The sequence below is a fragment of the Streptomyces sp. NPDC000348 genome (assembly GCF_042898795.1).
GTDB lineage: Bacteria > Actinomycetota > Actinomycetes > Streptomycetales > Streptomycetaceae > Streptomyces.
Genome location: NZ_JBIAZD010000002.1, coordinates 228410 through 244707, shown reverse-complemented (window position 1 = coordinate 244707; position 16298 = coordinate 228410). Strand labels below are relative to the sequence as shown.

The 16298-nt window shown below is 71.7% G+C and carries 13 protein-coding genes; 10 read left to right on the top strand and 3 right to left on the bottom strand.

All coding sequences use genetic code 11. The features are described from left to right. Positions 1-202 precede the first annotated feature (202 nt). The 3 genes from ACFY3N_RS04990 to ACFY3N_RS04980 all read right to left on the bottom strand — a co-directional run bounded on the left by ACFY3N_RS04990 (position 203) and on the right by ACFY3N_RS04980 (position 2978). Positions 203-1072, bottom strand: a complete 870-nt coding sequence (locus tag ACFY3N_RS04990) for an acyl-CoA thioesterase (RefSeq protein ID WP_390815232.1) — start codon at positions 1070-1072, stop codon at positions 203-205. A 35-nt stretch (positions 1073-1107) separates the two neighbouring features. After that, positions 1108-2265, bottom strand: coding sequence for an acyl-CoA dehydrogenase family protein (locus ACFY3N_RS04985; RefSeq protein ID WP_217127662.1), 1158 nt, complete (start codon positions 2263-2265; stop codon positions 1108-1110). A gap of 116 nt (positions 2266-2381) precedes the next feature. Continuing rightward, positions 2382-2978 carry a TetR/AcrR family transcriptional regulator gene (locus ACFY3N_RS04980; protein ID WP_390815231.1) on the bottom strand — a complete coding sequence of 199 codons (597 nt, stop codon included), beginning with the start codon at positions 2976-2978 and terminating at the stop codon, positions 2382-2384. Positions 2979-3065: 87 nt separating this feature from the next. On the opposite strand from ACFY3N_RS04980, the gene ACFY3N_RS04975 reads away from it, so the two are divergent. The 10 genes from ACFY3N_RS04975 (at position 3066) to ACFY3N_RS04930 (ending at position 16235) form a co-directional block, all read left to right on the top strand. Further along, positions 3066-4682, top strand: a complete 1617-nt coding sequence (locus ACFY3N_RS04975) for a carboxyl transferase domain-containing protein (protein WP_390815230.1) — start codon at positions 3066-3068, stop codon at positions 4680-4682. Positions 4683-4696: 14 nt separating this feature from the next. Further along, positions 4697-6712: an acetyl/propionyl/methylcrotonyl-CoA carboxylase subunit alpha gene (locus ACFY3N_RS04970; RefSeq protein ID WP_390815229.1), complete on the top strand. Its 2016-nt coding sequence runs from the start codon at positions 4697-4699 to the stop codon at positions 6710-6712. After that, positions 6709-7656 carry a hydroxymethylglutaryl-CoA lyase gene (locus ACFY3N_RS04965; RefSeq protein ID WP_390815228.1) on the top strand — a complete coding sequence of 316 codons (948 nt, stop codon included), beginning with the start codon at positions 6709-6711 and terminating at the stop codon, positions 7654-7656. The genes ACFY3N_RS04970 and ACFY3N_RS04965 overlap by 4 nt, the downstream gene beginning before the upstream one ends. A gap of 5 nt (positions 7657-7661) precedes the next feature. Continuing rightward, positions 7662-8822, top strand: a complete 1161-nt coding sequence (locus tag ACFY3N_RS04960) for an acyl-CoA dehydrogenase family protein (RefSeq protein ID WP_390815227.1) — start codon at positions 7662-7664, stop codon at positions 8820-8822. A gap of 317 nt (positions 8823-9139) precedes the next feature. Next, positions 9140-10189: an ABC transporter substrate-binding protein gene (locus tag ACFY3N_RS04955; protein ID WP_390815226.1), complete on the top strand. Its 1050-nt coding sequence runs from the start codon at positions 9140-9142 to the stop codon at positions 10187-10189. Further along, entirely contained in the window at positions 10129-10914 is a 786-nt protein-coding gene (locus ACFY3N_RS04950; protein ID WP_390815225.1) for an SIP domain-containing protein, read from the top strand. The genes ACFY3N_RS04955 and ACFY3N_RS04950 overlap by 61 nt, the downstream gene beginning before the upstream one ends. A 246-nt stretch (positions 10915-11160) precedes the next feature. After that, positions 11161-12627, top strand: coding sequence for a lysine decarboxylase DesA (desA, locus tag ACFY3N_RS04945; protein ID WP_390815224.1), 1467 nt, complete (start codon positions 11161-11163; stop codon positions 12625-12627). Continuing rightward, a complete protein-coding gene (locus ACFY3N_RS04940) occupies positions 12611-13912 on the top strand; it encodes a lysine N(6)-hydroxylase/L-ornithine N(5)-oxygenase family protein (RefSeq protein WP_390815223.1) in 1302 nt (433 codons plus the stop codon). Before desA ends, ACFY3N_RS04940 begins: the two co-directional genes overlap by 17 nt. Further along, the gene (locus ACFY3N_RS04935; protein ID WP_390815222.1) at positions 13909-14466 is read left to right on the top strand and encodes a GNAT family N-acetyltransferase; all 558 of its coding nucleotides are present in this window, start codon (positions 13909-13911) and stop codon (positions 14464-14466) included. The genes ACFY3N_RS04940 and ACFY3N_RS04935 overlap by 4 nt, the downstream gene beginning before the upstream one ends. Beyond that, on the top strand, positions 14463-16235 hold the full coding sequence (locus ACFY3N_RS04930; protein ID WP_390815221.1) for an IucA/IucC family protein: 1773 nt from the start codon (positions 14463-14465) through the stop codon (positions 16233-16235). The genes ACFY3N_RS04935 and ACFY3N_RS04930 overlap by 4 nt, the downstream gene beginning before the upstream one ends. The last annotated feature ends 63 nt before the right edge of the window (positions 16236-16298 follow it).

Below are 16298 nucleotides of genomic sequence, written 5' to 3'. Positions count from 1 at the left end.
GACGCCGGAACGCTGGAATGGCCGCTGACCAGCACGGATACCAACCGCATGGAACGGTCCACTGGGACGCGGACAGTCGTGTCCGGCCCGCACGCGGGACACGTGAGGGGACGCGGACAGCCGGCCGGCCCGCACGCGGGACACGTGCGGGCGCCGCTTCCGTGCGTCGCGGAGGGGAGGAGCGAGGACGTCCGGAGCCGGCTCAGGAGCGCGGGACCCGGACGACGCCCTCCTGGACGACCGAGACCGCGAGGCGGCCGTCCTGGGTGTGGATGCGGGCCTGGCCGAGGCCGCGGCCGCCGTGGGCCGAGGGGGACTGCTGGTCGTACAGCAGCCACTCGTCGGCGCGGAACGGGCGGTGGAACCACATCGCGTGGTCCAGGGACGCTCCGACGACGTCGCCGACGGCCCAGCCGCCGCGGCCGTGGGCGAGGAGGACGGAGTCCAGCAGCGTCATGTCGGAGACGTACGTGGCGAGGACGACGTGCAGCAGGGGGTCGTCCGCCAGCTTGCCGTTGGTGCGGAACCACACCTGGGAGTGGGGTTCGCGCGGCTCGCCGAAGCGGCCGTAGGGCGGCTCGTCGACGTAGCGCAGGTCGACGGCGGCGCGGGCCTCCAGGAAGCGCTCCACCACCTCGGGCGCGAGGTGGGCGTACCCGCGCAGGCGCTCCTGCGACGTGGGCAGCGTGGCCGGGTCGGGGGACGGCGGCATCGGGGCCTGGTGGTCCAGGCCTTCCTCGTACGTCTGGAAGGACGCCGAGAGGTGGAAGATCGGCTTTCCGTGCTGGACCGCGACCACCCGCCGGGTGGTGAAGGAGCGGCCGTCGCGGATCCGGTCGACGGTGTAGACGATCGGGGCGCCGGGGTCGCCGGGGCGCAGGAAGTACGCGTGCAGGGAATGGGCGGGCCGGTCCTCGGGGACGGTCCGCCCGGCGGCGACCAGCGCCTGCGCCGCGACCTGCCCGCCGAAGACACGGGGGACGACGGCGCTGCGGGAGTGACCGCGGAAGATGTCCTCCTCGATCTGCTCGAGGTCGAGCAGATCGAGGAGGTCCTGTAGTGCCTGACTCATGGGGTCAGTTGTATACGGCAGGGATTTCGCGGGGCTTACAGGCCCATGTCCTTGGCGATGATCGTCTTCATGATCTCGCTGGTGCCGCCGTAGATGCGGTTGACGCGGTTGTCCGCGTACAGGCGGGCGATCGGGTACTCGTTCATGTAGCCGTAGCCGCCGTGCAGCTGGAGGCAGCGGTCGATGACGCGGTGCGCGACCTCGGTGCAGAACAGCTTGGCGCTGGCGGCCTCGGCGGGGGTGAGCTCCCCGGCGTCCAGGGCCTCGGTGGCGCGGTCGGCGACGGCCTCGGCGGCGTCCACCTCGGCCTGGCAGGCGGCCAGCTCGAACTTGGTGTTCTGGAAGTGGGCGACCGGCTTGCCGAAGACGGTGCGCTCCTGCACGTACTGCTTGGCGAACCGGACGGCGGCCTTGGCCTGCGCGTAGGCGCCGAAGGCGATGCCCCAGCGCTCGGAGGCCAGGTTGTGGCCGAGGTAGTAGAAGCCCTTGTTCTCCTCGCCGAGCAGGTCCTCGACGGGGACCTTGACGTCGACGAACGCCAGCTCGGCGGTGTCGGAGGTCTTCAGGCCGAGCTTGTCGAGCTTGCGGCCCACCGAGTAGCCCTCGGACTTGGTGTCGACGGCGAAGAGGGAGATGCCGTGGCGGCGGTCCTCGGCCGTGGGGGCGGCGGTGCGGGCGCAGACGATCACCTTGTCGGCGTGGACGCCGCCGGTGATGAAGGTCTTGGCGCCGTTGAGGACGTAGTGCGTGCCGTCCTCGCTGAGCTTGGCGGTGGTCTTCATGCCCGCGAGGTCGGAGCCGGTGCCCGGCTCCGTCATCGCGATGGCCCACATCTCCTCGCCGGTGACGAACTTCGGCAGGTAGCGCTTCTTCTGCTCGTCGGTGGCCAGCATCTTGAGGTAGGGCAGGGCGAGCAGCACGTGCACGCCGGAGCCGCCGAACTGGACGCCCGCGCGGGCGGTCTCCTCGTAGAGGACGGCCTCGAACTTGTGGGTGTCCATGCCCGCGCCGCCGAACTCCTCGGGCACGCTGATGCCGAAGATGCCCAGCTCACCGAGCTTGTAGTAGAAGTCGCGGGGCGCCTGGCCCGCCGCGAACCACTCGTCGTAGACGGGGACGACCTCGGCCTCGATGAAGGCGCGGATGGTCTCCCGGAACGCCTCGTGATCCTCGTTGAAAACCGTACGGCGCACTGTCCGCCACCTCCAGTACCTGGGCATGTCTAAGCGCTTGCTCAGAGCAAAGGTACCGGCGAGTATCCACAGCCGTCCAGAGCGGAGGTCCCGTAACGCTCGTCACTCCGCCGGGGTCACGGCGAGCCCGCCGCCGCGAACGCGCCCCGGGCCATCCGGTGCAGCAGTTCGGCGGTGCCCGCGCGGCCGGGCAGGGAGCCGGGGCGGGTCAGGTGCGGGGTGGAGTTGAGCAGGCCGAACACCGAGTGGACCGCCGAGCGGGCGGCCGGTTCGGCCAGCTCCGGGTACAGCTCGCGCACCACTCCCACCCACAGCTCGACGTACTGCCGCTGGAGCTGGCGGACCAGCTTGCGGTCGGTGTCCCGGAGGCGGTCCAGCTCACGGTCGTGCAGGGTGATGAGGGGGCGGTCGTCGAGCGCGAAGTCGATGTGCCCCTCGATCAGCGAGTCGAGGACCGCCTCGGGGGTCACCCCGTCGGCCTCCTCCAGGCGCCGCTTCGCGCCGGTCAGCAGCGAGCCGCTGATCCCCACCAGCAACTCCGCGAGCATCGCGTCCTTGCCCGCGAAGTGCCGGTAGAGCCCGGGCCCGCTGATGCCGACCGCGGCGCCTATCTCGTCGACCCCGACGCCGTGGAAGCCGCGTTCGGCGAAGAGCCGCGCGGCCTCCTTGAGGATCTGCTCGCGGCGGGTGGGGGCGTCGGTTCTGGTGGCCATGAAGACGATTCTAGACAGGGAGGTTAGCGGTCGTTAACCTGGAGGAAATGCGTTAACGCTCATTAACAAGGTGAGGGGACCCGCAGGATGCATGAGGCACCGGAGCTTCACAGCGCGGCCGATCCCGCGTCGGAGGCCTTTCGGGCCAACGAGGAGGCGCACCGCGCGCTCGTCGAGGAGCTGCGCGGCAAGCTGTCCGCGGCGGCGCTCGGCGGCGGCGAAAGGGCGCGGGCCCGCCACACCGCGCGCGGGAAGCTGCTCCCGCGCGACCGGGTGGACACCCTCCTCGACCCCGGCTCCCCCTTCCTGGAGCTGGCCCCGCTGGCGGCCGACGGGATGTACGAGGGGCAGGCCCCGGCGGCCGGTGTGATCGCCGGGATCGGGCGGATCACCGGCCGGGAGTGCGTGGTCGTGGCCAACGACGCCACCGTCAAGGGCGGCACGTACTACCCGATGACGGTGAAGAAGCACCTGCGCGCGCAGGAGGTGGCCCTCGACAACCGGCTCCCCTGCGTCTACCTGGTGGACTCCGGCGGCGCCTTCCTGCCGATGCAGGACGAGGTGTTCCCGGACCGGGACCACTTCGGGCGGATCTTCTACAACCAGGCCCGGATGTCCGGCGCCGGCATCCCGCAGATCGCGGCGGTGCTCGGCTCGTGCACGGCGGGCGGGGCGTACGTCCCGGCGATGAGCGACGAGGCGGTGATCGTCCGGAATCAGGGCACGATCTTCCTGGGCGGCCCGCCGCTGGTGAAGGCGGCCACCGGTGAGGTGGTCACGGCGGAGGAGCTGGGCGGCGGTGAGCTCCACTCCCGGGTGTCGGGCGTGACCGACCACCTCGCGGAGGACGACGCGCACGCGCTGCGGATCGTGCGCACCATCGTCTCCACGCTCCCCGCGCGGGGCCCCCTCCCCTGGCGGGTCGAGCCGGCCGTCGAGCCCAAGGTGGACCCGGCGGGGCTGTACGGCGCGGTGCCGGTGGACCCCCGCACCCCCTACGACGTGCGGGAGATCATCGCGCGGGTCGTGGACGGCTCCCGTTTCGCGGAGTTCAAGTCGGAGTTCGGGCAGACCCTGGTCACCGGCTTCGCCCGGATCCACGGCCACCCGGTGGGCGTCGTCGCCAACAACGGCATCCTGTTCTCCGAGTCGGCGCAGAAGGGCGCCCACTTCATCGAGCTGTGCGACCAGCGCGGCGTCCCGCTGGTGTTCCTGCAGAACATCTCGGGCTTCATGGTGGGCCGGGACTACGAGGCGGGCGGCATCGCCAAGCACGGCGCCAAGATGGTCACCGCGGTCGCCTGCACGCGCGTGCCGAAGCTGACCGTGGTGGTCGGCGGGTCGTACGGCGCGGGCAACTACTCGATGTGCGGGCGGGCGTACTCCCCCCGCTTCCTGTGGATGTGGCCGGGCGCCAAGATCTCGGTGATGGGCGGCGAGCAGGCCGCCTCGGTCCTCGCGACCGTGAAGCGGGACCAGCTCCAGGCGCGCGGCGAGGAGTGGCCGGCGGAGGACGAGGACGCCTTCAAGGCCCCGATCCGCGCCCAGTACGAGCGTCAGGGGAACGCCTACTACGCGACGGCCCGCCTCTGGGACGACGGCGTGATCGACCCGATGGAGACCCGGCAGGTCCTGGGCCTGGCCCTGACCGCGTGCGCCAACGCGCCACTGAGTGACCCTCAGTTCGGCGTCTTCCGGATGTGAGGGGACGGACGAAGATGTTCGAGACGGTACTGGTGGCCAACCGGGGCGAGATCGCCGTCCGGGTGATCCGCACCCTGCGGTCGATGGGGGTGCGCTCGGTGGCCGTGCACTCCGACGCGGACGCCGGCGCCCGGCACGTCCGGGAGGCCGACACGGCGGTGCGGATCGGCCCGGCGGCGGCCTCGGAGAGCTATCTGTCGGTGGAGCGGCTGCTGGAGGCCGCCGCCCGCACCGGCGCCCGGGCGGTCCACCCGGGGTACGGCTTCCTCGCCGAGAACGCCGGCTTCGCGCGGGCGTGCGCCGAGGCGGGGCTGGTGTTCATCGGGCCCCCGGCGGACGCGATCGCCCTGATGGGCGACAAGATCCGGGCGAAGGAGACGGTGCGGGCGGCCGGGGTCCCGGTGGTCCCCGGCTCCAGCGGCAGCGGCCTCACCGACGAGCAGCTCGCCGACGCGGCCCGGGAGATCGGCATGCCGGTGCTGCTGAAGCCGTCGGCGGGCGGCGGCGGCAAGGGCATGCGCCTGGTGCGGGACGCGGCGGAGCTGGCCGACGGGATCGCCGCCGCGCGGCGCGAGGCCCGCGCCTCCTTCGGTGACGACACGCTGCTGGTCGAGCGGTGGATCGACCGTCCCCGGCACATCGAGATCCAGGTGCTGGCCGACGGCCACGGGGGCGTCGTCCACCTGGGCGAGCGCGAGTGCTCGCTCCAGCGGCGCCACCAGAAGATCATCGAGGAGGCGCCCAGTGTGCTCCTCGACGAGGCGACCCGGGCGGCGATGGGCGAGGCGGCGGTCCAGGCGGCCCGCTCGTGCGGCTACCGGGGCGCGGGCACGGTGGAGTTCATCGTCCCGGGCGACGACCCCTCGTCGTACTACTTCATGGAGATGAACACCCGCCTCCAGGTGGAGCACCCGGTCACCGAGCTGGTCACCGGACTGGACCTGGTGGAGTGGCAGCTGCGGGTGGCGGCGGGCGAGCCGCTCGGCTTCGGGCAGGACGACCTCACGCTGACCGGTCACGCGGTGGAGGCCCGCCTCTGCGCCGAGGACCCCGCACGCGGCTTCCTCCCCTCCGGCGGCACGGTGCTGACGCTGCGCGAGCCGCAGGGCGACGGCGTCCGCACGGACTCCGGGCTGAGCGAGGGCACGGAGGTCGGCAGCCTCTACGACCCGATGCTGTCCAAGGTGATCGCGTACGGCCCCGACCGGGCGACCGCGCTGCGCAGGCTCCGGGCGGCGCTCGCGGAGACGGTGACGCTGGGCGTGCAGACCAACGCCGGGTTCCTGCGCCGGCTGCTGGCGCATCCGGCGGTGGTCGACGGCGACCTGGACACCGGGCTGGTGGAGCGCGAGGCGGCCGGGCTCGTACCGGACGGGGTGCCGGCGGAGACGTACGCGGCGGCGGCGCTGCTGCGGCAGGCCTCCCTCACGCCCGTCGGCGCGTCCGGCTGGGCGGACCCCTTCGACGCGGCCGACGGATGGCGTCTGGGCGGCACGCGGGCGTGGACGGCGCACCACCTCCGGGTGGCGGGCCACGACCCGGTGACCGTGCGCGTGCGCAGCACACCGGACGGCGGTACGGAACTGCTGCTCCCCGGATCCGACACCCCGCTGCGGGCGTCCGCGGGCCCGGTGGGCGGGCACCGGTTCACCCTCGCGCTCGACGGTGTCACCCACACCTTCGCCGCCCTGCCGGACGGCACCTGGCTGGGCCGGGACGGTGACGCCTGGCACGTGCGGGACCACGACCCGGTCGCCGCGTCCCTCACCCGCGCCGGCCGGGCGGGCGCCGACTCGCTGACCGCGCCGATGCCGGGCACGGTGACAGTGGTGAAGGTCGCCGTCGGCGACGAGGTGAGCGCGGGCCAGAGCCTGCTGGTGGTGGAGGCGATGAAGATGGAGCACGTCGTCTCCGCCCCGCACGCCGGCACGGTCACCGAACTGGACGTGGCCCCGGGCACCACGGTCGCGATGGACCAGGTGCTGGCGGTCATCGCCCCCGTGGAGCCCGTGGAGGAGGAGACGGCATGAACGACCTGGACCTGGGCCTGCCCATGGCCGTGCCGGCCGAGGGCCTGCCCGCGCGGGTACGCATCCACGAGGTCGGCGCGCGCGACGGACTGCAGAACGAGAAGGCGACCGTCCCGACGGCCGTCAAGGCGGAGTTCGTCCGCCGCCTGGCCGGGGCCGGTCTGACCACGATCGAGGCGACGAGCTTCGTCCACCCCCGGTGGGTCCCCCAGCTGGCGGACGCCGAGGACCTGTACCAGGCGGTGTCCGACCTGCCCGTCTCCCTGCCGGTCCTGGTGCCGAACGAGCGCGGACTGGACCGCGCGCTGGCGCTGGGCGCCCGGCGGGTCGCGGTGTTCGCCAGCGCCACGGAGTCCTTCGCCAAGGCCAATCTCAACCGCACGGTGGACGAGGCGCTGGCGATGTTCGAGCCGGTGGTGCGGCGGGCGAAGGCGGAGGGCGTCCACGTCCGCGGCTACCTCTCGATGTGCTTCGGCGACCCCTGGGAGGGCGCGGTCCCGGTCCCCCGGGTGGTGCGGGTCTGCAAGGCCCTGCTCGGCATGGGCTGCGACGAGCTGAGCCTGGGCGACACCATCGGGGTGGCGACCCCGGGGCATGTGACGGCCCTGCTCACCGCCCTCGCCGAGGCGGACGTCCCCGTGTCCGCGCTCGGCGTGCACTTCCACGACACCTACGGCCAGGCCCTGTCCAACACGCTGGCCGCGCTCCAGCGGGGCGTCGGCACGGTCGACGCCTCCGCCGGCGGACTGGGCGGCTGCCCGTACGCGAAGTCCGCCACCGGCAATCTCGCCACCGAAGACCTCGTGTGGATGCTGCGGGGCCTCGGCATCGACACCGGAGTCGATCTCGACCGTCTGGTCGCCACAAGCGTCTGGATGGCCGCCCACCTGGGCCGACCCAGCCCGTCCCGCACCGTACGAGCCCTCTCCCACCAGGAGCAGTGAACGACATGGACCACAAGCTCTCCCCCGAACTGGAAGAACTCCGCCGTACGGTCGAGGAGTTCGCACACGACGTGGTGGCGCCGAAGATCGGCGACTTCTACGAGCGGCACGAGTTCCCGTACGAGATCGTGCGGGAGATGGGGCGGATGGGCCTGTTCGGGCTGCCGTTCCCGGAGGAGTACGGCGGCATGGGCGGCGACTACTTCGCGCTGGGCGTGGCCCTGGAGGAGCTGGCGCGGGTCGACTCGTCGGTGGCCATCACCCTGGAGGCGGGCGTCTCCCTGGGCGCGATGCCGATCCACCTCTTCGGCACGGAGGAGCAGAAGCGCACGTGGCTGCCCCGGCTGTGCTCGGGCGAGATACTGGGCGCGTTCGGCCTGACGGAGCCGGACGGCGGCAGCGACGCCGGCGCGACCCGTACGACGGCCCGGCTGGACGAGTCGACGGGCGAGTGGGTCGTCAACGGCACCAAGTGCTTCATCACCAACTCGGGCACGGACATCACGGGCCTGGTCACGGTCACGGCGGTGACGGGCCGGGGGCCCGACGGCAGGCCGCTGATCTCGGCGATCGTCGTCCCGTCGGGCACGCCGGGCTTCACGGTGGCGGCCCCGTACTCGAAGGTCGGCTGGAACGCCTCGGACACGCGTGAGCTGTCCTTCCAGGACGTGCGCGTCCCGGCGGCGAACCTCCTGGGCGAAGAGGGCCGCGGCTACGCGCAGTTCCTGCGCATCCTGGACGAGGGCCGCATCGCCATCGCGGCGCTGGGCACGGGACTGGCGCAGGGCTGTGTGGACGAGTCGGTGAAGTACGCCCGGGAGCGGCACGCCTTCGGCCGGCCGATCGGCGCCAACCAGGCGATCCAGTTCAAGATCGCCGACATGGAGATGAAGGCCCACACGGCCCGCCTCGCCTGGCGCGACGCGGCCAGCCGTCTGGTGGCCGGCGAGCCGTTCAAGAAGGAGGCGGCCCTGGCCAAGCTGTACTCGTCCACGGTCGCCGTGGACAACGCCCGCGACGCCACCCAGATCCACGGCGGCTACGGCTTCATGAACGAGTACCCGGTGGCCCGCATGTGGCGCGACTCCAAGATCCTGGAGATCGGCGAGGGCACGAGCGAGGTCCAGCGGATGCTGATCGCCCGGGAGCTGGGGCTGGCGGGCTGAGCCCCGAAACGCCGTCAACCGGCCCGCGTCGGCCGTGACGCGGGCCGTCGGTCCGGCTCGGGCGGACCGGTCCACTCAGGCGGCCCGGATCGCTCGGGCGGCCCGGATCGCTCGGGCGGCCCGGATCGCTCGGGCGGGCCGGATCGCTCGGGCGGACCGGATCGCTCAGGCGGACCGGATCGCGGTGCGGGAACGGCATGCCGGCCGGACGTGAGGTGATGGACACCGGGCACCCTCTGGACAGATCATGAGGTTAGGCTAACCTAAGCCTGTTTCCAGTCACGGCCGGCTCCTCACGCACGAAAGCAGACCCACCCATGTCGAACGCCAGTACCGCCCGCTTCTCCCGTCGGGGACTGCTCGCCGCCGGTGGCGCCCTCGGACTCGGCGCCGTGCTCACCGCCTGCGGGGACGACGACGCGAAGAGCGGCGGCTCGGACGCGACGGGGGCCGGCGACTCCGCGTCCGGCCCGTGGTCCTTCAAGGACGACCGCGGCACCACCGTGAAGCTCGACAAGGTCCCGACGAGGATCGTGGCGTTCACCGGCGTCGCCGCCGCGCTGTACGACTACGGCATCGAGGTCGAGGGCGTCTTCGGGCCGACCACGACGACGGACGGCAAGGCCGACGTCCAGGCCGGCGACATGGACGTCAGCAAGCTGACGGTCTTCGGCAACAAGTTCGACAGCTTCAACGTCGAGCAGTACGCGGCCTTCCGGCCCGAGGTGCTCCTCAGCACGACGTTCGACGACGCCGGGACGCTCTGGTACGTGCCCGAGGCCTCCAAGGACAAGATCGCCAAGCTCGCCCCGAGCGTGGCCGTCTCCGTCTACGACCGCCAGATGCCGGAGCCGCTGCAGCGCATGGCCGAGCTGGCCGAGTCGCTGGGCGCCGACATGAAGGCCGCCAAGGTCGTCGAGGCGAAGAAGAAGTTCGAGGCCGCCGCCGAGCGGCTGCGCAAGGCCGCCAAGGCCCGCCCGGAGATCAGGGTGCTGGCGGGTTCCGCCGCGCAGGACGTCTTCTACGTCTCCGGCTCGAACTTCTCCATCGACCTGGAGTACTTCAAGGCCCTCGGCGTGAACATCGTGGAGCCCCCGGAGGAGGCCAAGAAGGCGACCGGCGGCTGGTTCGAGACGCTGAGCTGGGAGAACGTCGACAAGTACCCGGCCGATGTCATCATCATGGACGACCGCGCCTCGACCATCCAGCCCGCCGACATCACCGAGGCGACCTGGAAGAAGCTCCCCGCGGTCAAGGCCGGCCAGGTCATCGCCCGCTCGCCCGAGCCGATCCTGTCCTACGACAAGTGCACGCCGCTGCTCGACAACCTCGCCGAGGCCATCGAGAAGGCCGAGAAGGTCGGCTGACCGCACCCGCCGGAAGCCCTCCCCGACCCGTACGCGCCCCGCGCCGCAGCCGCCCCGTCCCGTCTCCCCGCCCTCCGGGGCGTGCCGGCGGGGGCGGCTCGGCCCGTCCCCGGTCCGGGTCGCCTTCACGGGCCCCGGTCCACGGGACCTCCGCTCCGACGGGCGTGACCGGCCCCGGTCGCCGTTCCCGCCGCGTCGCCGTCGTGCCGCGTGGCGCCACCAGGGAGGCCGCACGGCGCCACCGGGAAGGCCGTGCGTCCACCGGGAAGGCCGTGCGTCCGCCGGGACGGGCCCGGTCGCCCGCCGGGCCGCCCGCGCCGCCGTCGGCGACCGGGTGCCGCCGCCCGGCCCCGCGATCGCAGGCGACCGCGCGATCCGGTTCCGCCCGCCGGAGGACACCGGCCCGCCCCCTCCGGGCCGACGGAACCGCCCCGCCGGCCACCGAGGCCGTCCCGGAGACCCCACCGGCCGGCCCCCGCACCCGGGCCCGACTGGAGGTGCCGCACTCCGGGGAGGACCAGGACCCGGCGACCGGCGCCGAGATCACGCGGTCCGTCCGGGGCGCGCACGACCGGGGCTCCCCCACGGCCCCGGACACCCTCCGCGCCGCCGGGCTCCCGTCCGCCGGGCGGCCGTACGTCCGGTTCGCCGAGGAGGCGGGCCGGGCGAGGCGGAGCCGCGGCGGCACTTCGCGGGCGGTCGGGGCACCGACCGCGGGCGGGTGACGCCCGTGGGCCGCCGGTGCCACGGGCCACCGGCGCCATGGGCCGCCGGCGCCGCGGACCGGCACAGGAGCAGCAGCGCGAACAGGGCCGCGCCAAAAGGGACATGACCCCGATTACTCCTGACATGAAAGTGACAACAGTCACGGCCGAGGCAGGTTTAAGCCCGAAAAACTTAGGTTAGGCTCACCTAAGTTTTCACCACCGGCCCCTTCCCGCACCGGATCGTCCCCACCGGAGGACCCCCACATGCGCTCGCACCTGCTCAACGACACCACCGCGGAGCACTACCGCCGCTCCGTGACCGAAGGAGTCGAGCGGGTGGCGGCCAAACTCGCCACCACCGACCGGCCGTTCACCGGCGTCACCGTCGACGCGCTCTCCCCCCGCATCGACGGCATCGACCTCGACCAGCCGCTGCACGACACCACCGCCGTGCTGGACGAACTGGAGGACGTCTACCTCCGGGACGCCGTCTACTTCCACCACCCCCGCTACCTCGCCCACCTCAACTGCCCGGTCGTCATCCCGGCCGTGCTCGGCGAGGCCGTGCTCTCCGCCGTCAACTCCTCCCTGGACACCTGGGACCAGTCGGCCGGCGGCACCCTCATCGAGCGGAAGCTCATCGACTGGACGGCGGGCCGCATCGGCCTCGGCCCGGCCGCCGACGGCGTGTTCACCTCCGGCGGCACCCAGTCCAACCTCCAGGCGCTGCTGCTGGCCCGCGAGGAGGCCAAGCCGGGACGGGACGGGTGGGAGGGGGGAGCCGACCTGGCGAAACTGCGGATCTTCGCCTCCGAGGCCAGCCACTTCAGCGTGAAGAAGTCCGCGAAACTCCTCGGTCTCGGCCAGGACGCCGTGGTGGCGATACCCGTCGACCACGACAAGCGCATGCAGACCGTCGCCCTCGCCCACGAGCTGGAGCGCTGCGCCGCGGCCGGCCTGATCCCCATGGCCGTCGTCGCCACCGCCGGCACCACCGACTTCGGCTCCATCGACCCGCTGCCGGAGATCGCCGAACTGTGCGCGCAGTACGGCACCTGGATGCACGTCGACGCCGCCTACGGCTGCGGCCTGCTCGCCTCGCTGAAGTACCGCGGCCGCGTCGCCGGCATCGAGCACGCCGACTCCGTCACCGTCGACTACCACAAGTCCTTCTTCCAGCCGGTCAGTTCGTCGGCCGTGCTGGTCCGCGACGCGGCCACGCTGCGGCACGCCACCTACCACGCCGAGTACCTCAACCCGCGCCGCATGGTGACCGAGCGCATCCCCAACCAGGTGGACAAGTCCCTGCAGACCACCCGCCGCTTCGACGCGCTCAAGCTCTGGATGACGCTGCGCGTGATGGGTGCCGACGGCATTGGGCAGCTCTTCGACGAGGTGTGCGACCTGGCCGCCGAGGGCTGGAAACTGCTCGCCGCCGACCCCCGCTTCGACGTCGTGGTCGAGCCGAGCCTGTCCACCCTGGTCTTCCGCTACGTCCCGGCCGCCGTCACCGACCCCGCCGAGATCGACCGGGCCAACCTCTACGCCCGCAAGGCCCTGTTCGCCTCCGGTGACGCGGTGGTCGCGGGCACCAAGGTGGCGGGGCGCCACTACCTGAAGTTCACCCTGCTGAACCCCGAGACCACCACGTCCGACATCGCCGCCGTCCTCGATCTGATCGCCGGCCACGCCGAGCAGTACCTGGGAGAGTCCCTTGACCGCGCTTCCTGACCCGACGAGCACCACGGACACGACCTACGACTTCGTGGGGATCGGGCTGGGCCCCTTCAACCTCGGCCTCGCCTGCCTCACCGAGCCCATCGCCGAACTGAACGGCGTCTTCCTGGAGTCCAAGCCGGACTTCGAGTGGCACGCCGGGATGTTCCTCGACGGCGCCCACCTGCAGACCCCGTTCATGTCGGACCTGGTCACCCTGGCCGATCCGACGTCCCCGTACTCCTTCCTCAACTACCTGAAGGAGAAGGGGCGGCTGTACTCGTTCTACATACGCGAGAACTTCTACCCGCTGCGGGTCGAGTACGACGACTACTGCCGCTGGGCCGCCGCCAAGCTGAGCAGCATCCGCTTCGGCACGACGGTCACCGAGGTGACGTACGACGAGGGCGACGGGCTGTACGCCGTGGCGACGGCGGCCGGTGGGACGTACCGCGCCCGGCACCTGGTGCTCGGCACCGGGACCGTGCCGTTCGTCCCCGAGCCGTGCCGCGGGCTGGACGGCGGCCTCTTCCACACCTCGCAGTACGTGCACCGCAAGGCGGAGCTGCTGGAGAAGGAGTCGGTCACGGTCGTCGGCAGCGGGCAGAGCGCCGCCGAGATCTACTACGAGCTGCTCTCCGAGATCGACGTCCACGGCTACCGGCTCAACTGGGTCACCCGCTCCCCGCGGTTCTTCCCGCTGGAGTACACCAAGCTGACCCTGGAGATGACCTCCCCCGACTACATCGACTACTTCCGCGCGCTGCCCGAGGAGACCCGCTACCGGCTGGAGAAGCAGCAGAAGGGCCTGTTCAAGGGCATCAACTCGGAGCTGATCGACGCGATCTTCGACCTGCTGTACCAGAAGGGCGTCGAGAGCGGCGACCGGCCGGTCCCCACCCGGCTGCTCACCAACTCCTCGCTCACCACCGCCCGGTACGAGAACGGCGGTTACACGCTCGGCTTCCACCAGGACGAGCAGGACAAGGACTTCGAGATCCGCACCGAGGGCCTGGTGCTGGCCACCGGCTACCACTACGAGCCGCCGGCCTTCCTCGACCCGGTCCGCGACCGGATCCGCTTCGACGGGCACGGCCGCTTCGACGTGAGCCGTGACTACGCCATCGACGTCACCGGCCGCGGCATCTTCCTGCAGAACGCCGGCGTCCACACGCACAGCGTCACCAGCCCCGACCTGGGCATGGGCCCGTACCGGAACGCGACCATCATCCGCGAGCTGCTGGGCACCGAGTACTACCCGGTCGAGAAGACCATCGCGTTCCAGGAGTTCGCCGTATGAGCAGGACGAGCAGGACGAGCATCGGTACGTTCACCGTCCGCCCGCTGGACCCGCTGAAGGACGCCGAGCTGCTGCACCGCTGGGTCACCGACCCCAAGGCGGCCTTCTGGATGATGCAGGACGCCGCGCTCCAGGACGTCGAGCGGGAGTACATGCGGATCGCCGCCCACGAGCACCACCACGCCTACCTGGGTCTGCACGACGGGGAACCGGCCTTCCTGATGGAGAAGTACGACCCCCGGTACGTCGAACTCGTCGGCCTGTACGAACCCGAGCCCGGCGACGTCGGCATGCACTTCCTGGTCGCCCCCACCGACCGGCCGGTCCACGGCTTCACCCGGGCCGTCATCACCGCCGTGATGGAGGAGCTGTTCGCCGACCCGGACACCCGGCGGGTCGTGGTCGAGCCGGACGTGTCCAACAAGGCCGTGCACGCCCTGAACGAGGCCGTCGGCTTCGTCCCCGAGCGTGAGATCGACAAGCCGGAGAAGCGCGCGCTGCTGAGCTTCTGCACCCGCGAACAGTTCGAGGCCGCCCGAGGAGCATCCGTATGACCCCGTCCGACGCCGTGGCGCACCTGTCCCCCCACCGCTGGGCGCGGGCCAACCGCCTCTTGGTCCGCAAGGCACTAGCCGAGTTCGCGCACGAGCGGCTCCTCACGCCGGAGGCCACCGGCGACGGCGGGTACGTCGTCCGCAGCGACGACGGCCTGACCCGGTACGCCTTCACGGCCACGCTCCGCGCGCTGGACCACTGGCAGGTCGACGCCGACTCGATCACCCGCCACCGCGGTGACACCGAACTCGAGCTCGCGGCCCTGGACTTCTTCATCGAGCTGCAGAAGTCGCTGGGCCTGAGCGAGGAGATCCTGCCGGTGTACCTGGAGGAGGTCTCCTCCACCCTCTCCGGCACCTGCTACAAGCTCACCAAGCCGCAGGTCCCGGTCGCCGAGCTGGTCGACGCCGGCTTCCAGGCGATCGAGACCGGCATGACCGAGGGCCACCCCTGCTTCGTCGCCAACAACGGGCGGCTCGGCTTCGGCGTCCACGAGTACCTGGCGTACGCGCCGGAGACCGCGAACCCGGTGAAGCTGGTGTGGCTGGCCGCCCACCGCTCGCGGGCCGCGTTCACGGCGGGGGTGGGGATCGAGTACGAGTCGTTCATCCGGCAGGAGCTGGGCGAGGAGACCGTCGAGGGCTTCCACGGCGTCCTGCGCGACCGGGGACTCGACCCCGACGACTACCTCCTGGTCCCGGTCCACCCCTGGCAGTGGTGGAACAAGCTGTCCGTCACCTTCGCCGCCGAGGTGGCGCGCGGGCACCTGGTCTGCCTGGGCGAGGGCGACGACGAGTACCTGGCCCAGCAGTCCATCCGTACCTTCTTCAACACCTCGCACCCCGGGAAGCACTACGTGAAGACGGCCCTGTCCGTCCTCAACATGGGGTTCATGCGCGGACTGTCCGCCGCCTACATGGAGGCGACCCCGGCGATCAACGACTGGCTGGCCCGGCTCGTCGACAGCGACCCGGTGCTGCGGGCCACGGGGCTGACGATCATCCGGGAGCGGGCCGCCGTGGGCTACCGGCACCTGGAGTACGAGCAGGCCACGGACCGCTACTCGCCGTACCGCAAGATGCTGGCCGCGCTGTGGCGGGAGAGCCCGGTGCCGTCCCTGGAGGGCGGGGAGTCGCTCGCCACCATGGCCTCCCTGGTCCACGTCGACCACGAGGGGAGGTCCTTCGCGGGCGCGCTGATCGAGCGGTCGGGGCTCGCTCCGGCCGAGTGGCTGCGGCGCTACCTGCGGGCGTACTACGTCCCGCTGCTGCACAGCTTCTACGCCTACGACCTGGTGTACATGCCGCACGGCGAGAACGTGATCCTCGTGCTGGAGGACGGGGTGGTGAAGCGGGCGGTCTACAAGGACATCGCCGAGGAGATCGCGGTGATGGACCCGGACGCGGTGCTGCCGCCTGAGGTCTCCCGCATCCGGGTGGAGGTCCCGGACGACACCAAGCTGCTGTCGATCTTCACGGACGTCTTCGACTGCTTCTTCCGCTTCCTCGCGGCGAACCTCGCCGAGGAGGGCGTCCTGGACGAGGACGCCTTCTGGGGCACGGTCGCCGGGGTCACCCGCGAGTACCAGGCGTCGGTGCCCGAACTCGCCGACAAGTTCGCCCGGTACGACATGTTCGCCCCCGAGTTCGCCCTGTCCTGCCTCAACCGCCTCCAGCTCCGCAACAACAGGCAGATGGTGGACCTCGCGGACCCGTCGGGCGCGCTCCAGCTGGTGGGCACCCTGAGGAACCCGATCGCGGGGCGGTGACCGCCCCCCACCTGCCGACGGGCGTCCCGGAGTACGGTCCTCCGGGGCGCCCGTCCGCATGAA

Bases quoted from the DNA above. Each gene is read 5' to 3' on its own strand.
- ACFY3N_RS04975 (WP_390815230.1), top strand. From the start codon at position 3,066: ATGCATGAGGCACCGGAGCTTCACAGCGCGGCCGATCCCGCGTCGGAG.
- ACFY3N_RS04980 (WP_390815231.1), bottom strand. From the start codon at position 2,978: ATGGCCACCAGAACCGACGCCCCCACCCGCCGCGAGCAGATCCTCAAG.
- ACFY3N_RS04960 (WP_390815227.1), top strand. From the start codon at position 7,662: ATGGACCACAAGCTCTCCCCCGAACTGGAAGAACTCCGCCGTACGGTC.
- ACFY3N_RS04955 (WP_390815226.1), top strand. From the start codon at position 9,140: ATGTCGAACGCCAGTACCGCCCGCTTCTCCCGTCGGGGACTGCTCGCC.
- ACFY3N_RS04930 (WP_390815221.1), top strand. From the start codon at position 14,463: ATGACCCCGTCCGACGCCGTGGCGCACCTGTCCCCCCACCGCTGGGCG.
- ACFY3N_RS04970 (WP_390815229.1), top strand. From the start codon at position 4,697: ATGTTCGAGACGGTACTGGTGGCCAACCGGGGCGAGATCGCCGTCCGG.
- ACFY3N_RS04990 (WP_390815232.1), bottom strand. From the start codon at position 1,072: ATGAGTCAGGCACTACAGGACCTCCTCGATCTGCTCGACCTCGAGCAG.
- ACFY3N_RS04965 (WP_390815228.1), top strand. From the start codon at position 6,709: ATGAACGACCTGGACCTGGGCCTGCCCATGGCCGTGCCGGCCGAGGGC.
- ACFY3N_RS04935 (WP_390815222.1), top strand. From the start codon at position 13,909: ATGAGCAGGACGAGCAGGACGAGCATCGGTACGTTCACCGTCCGCCCG.
- desA (WP_390815224.1), top strand. From the start codon at position 11,161: ATGCGCTCGCACCTGCTCAACGACACCACCGCGGAGCACTACCGCCGC.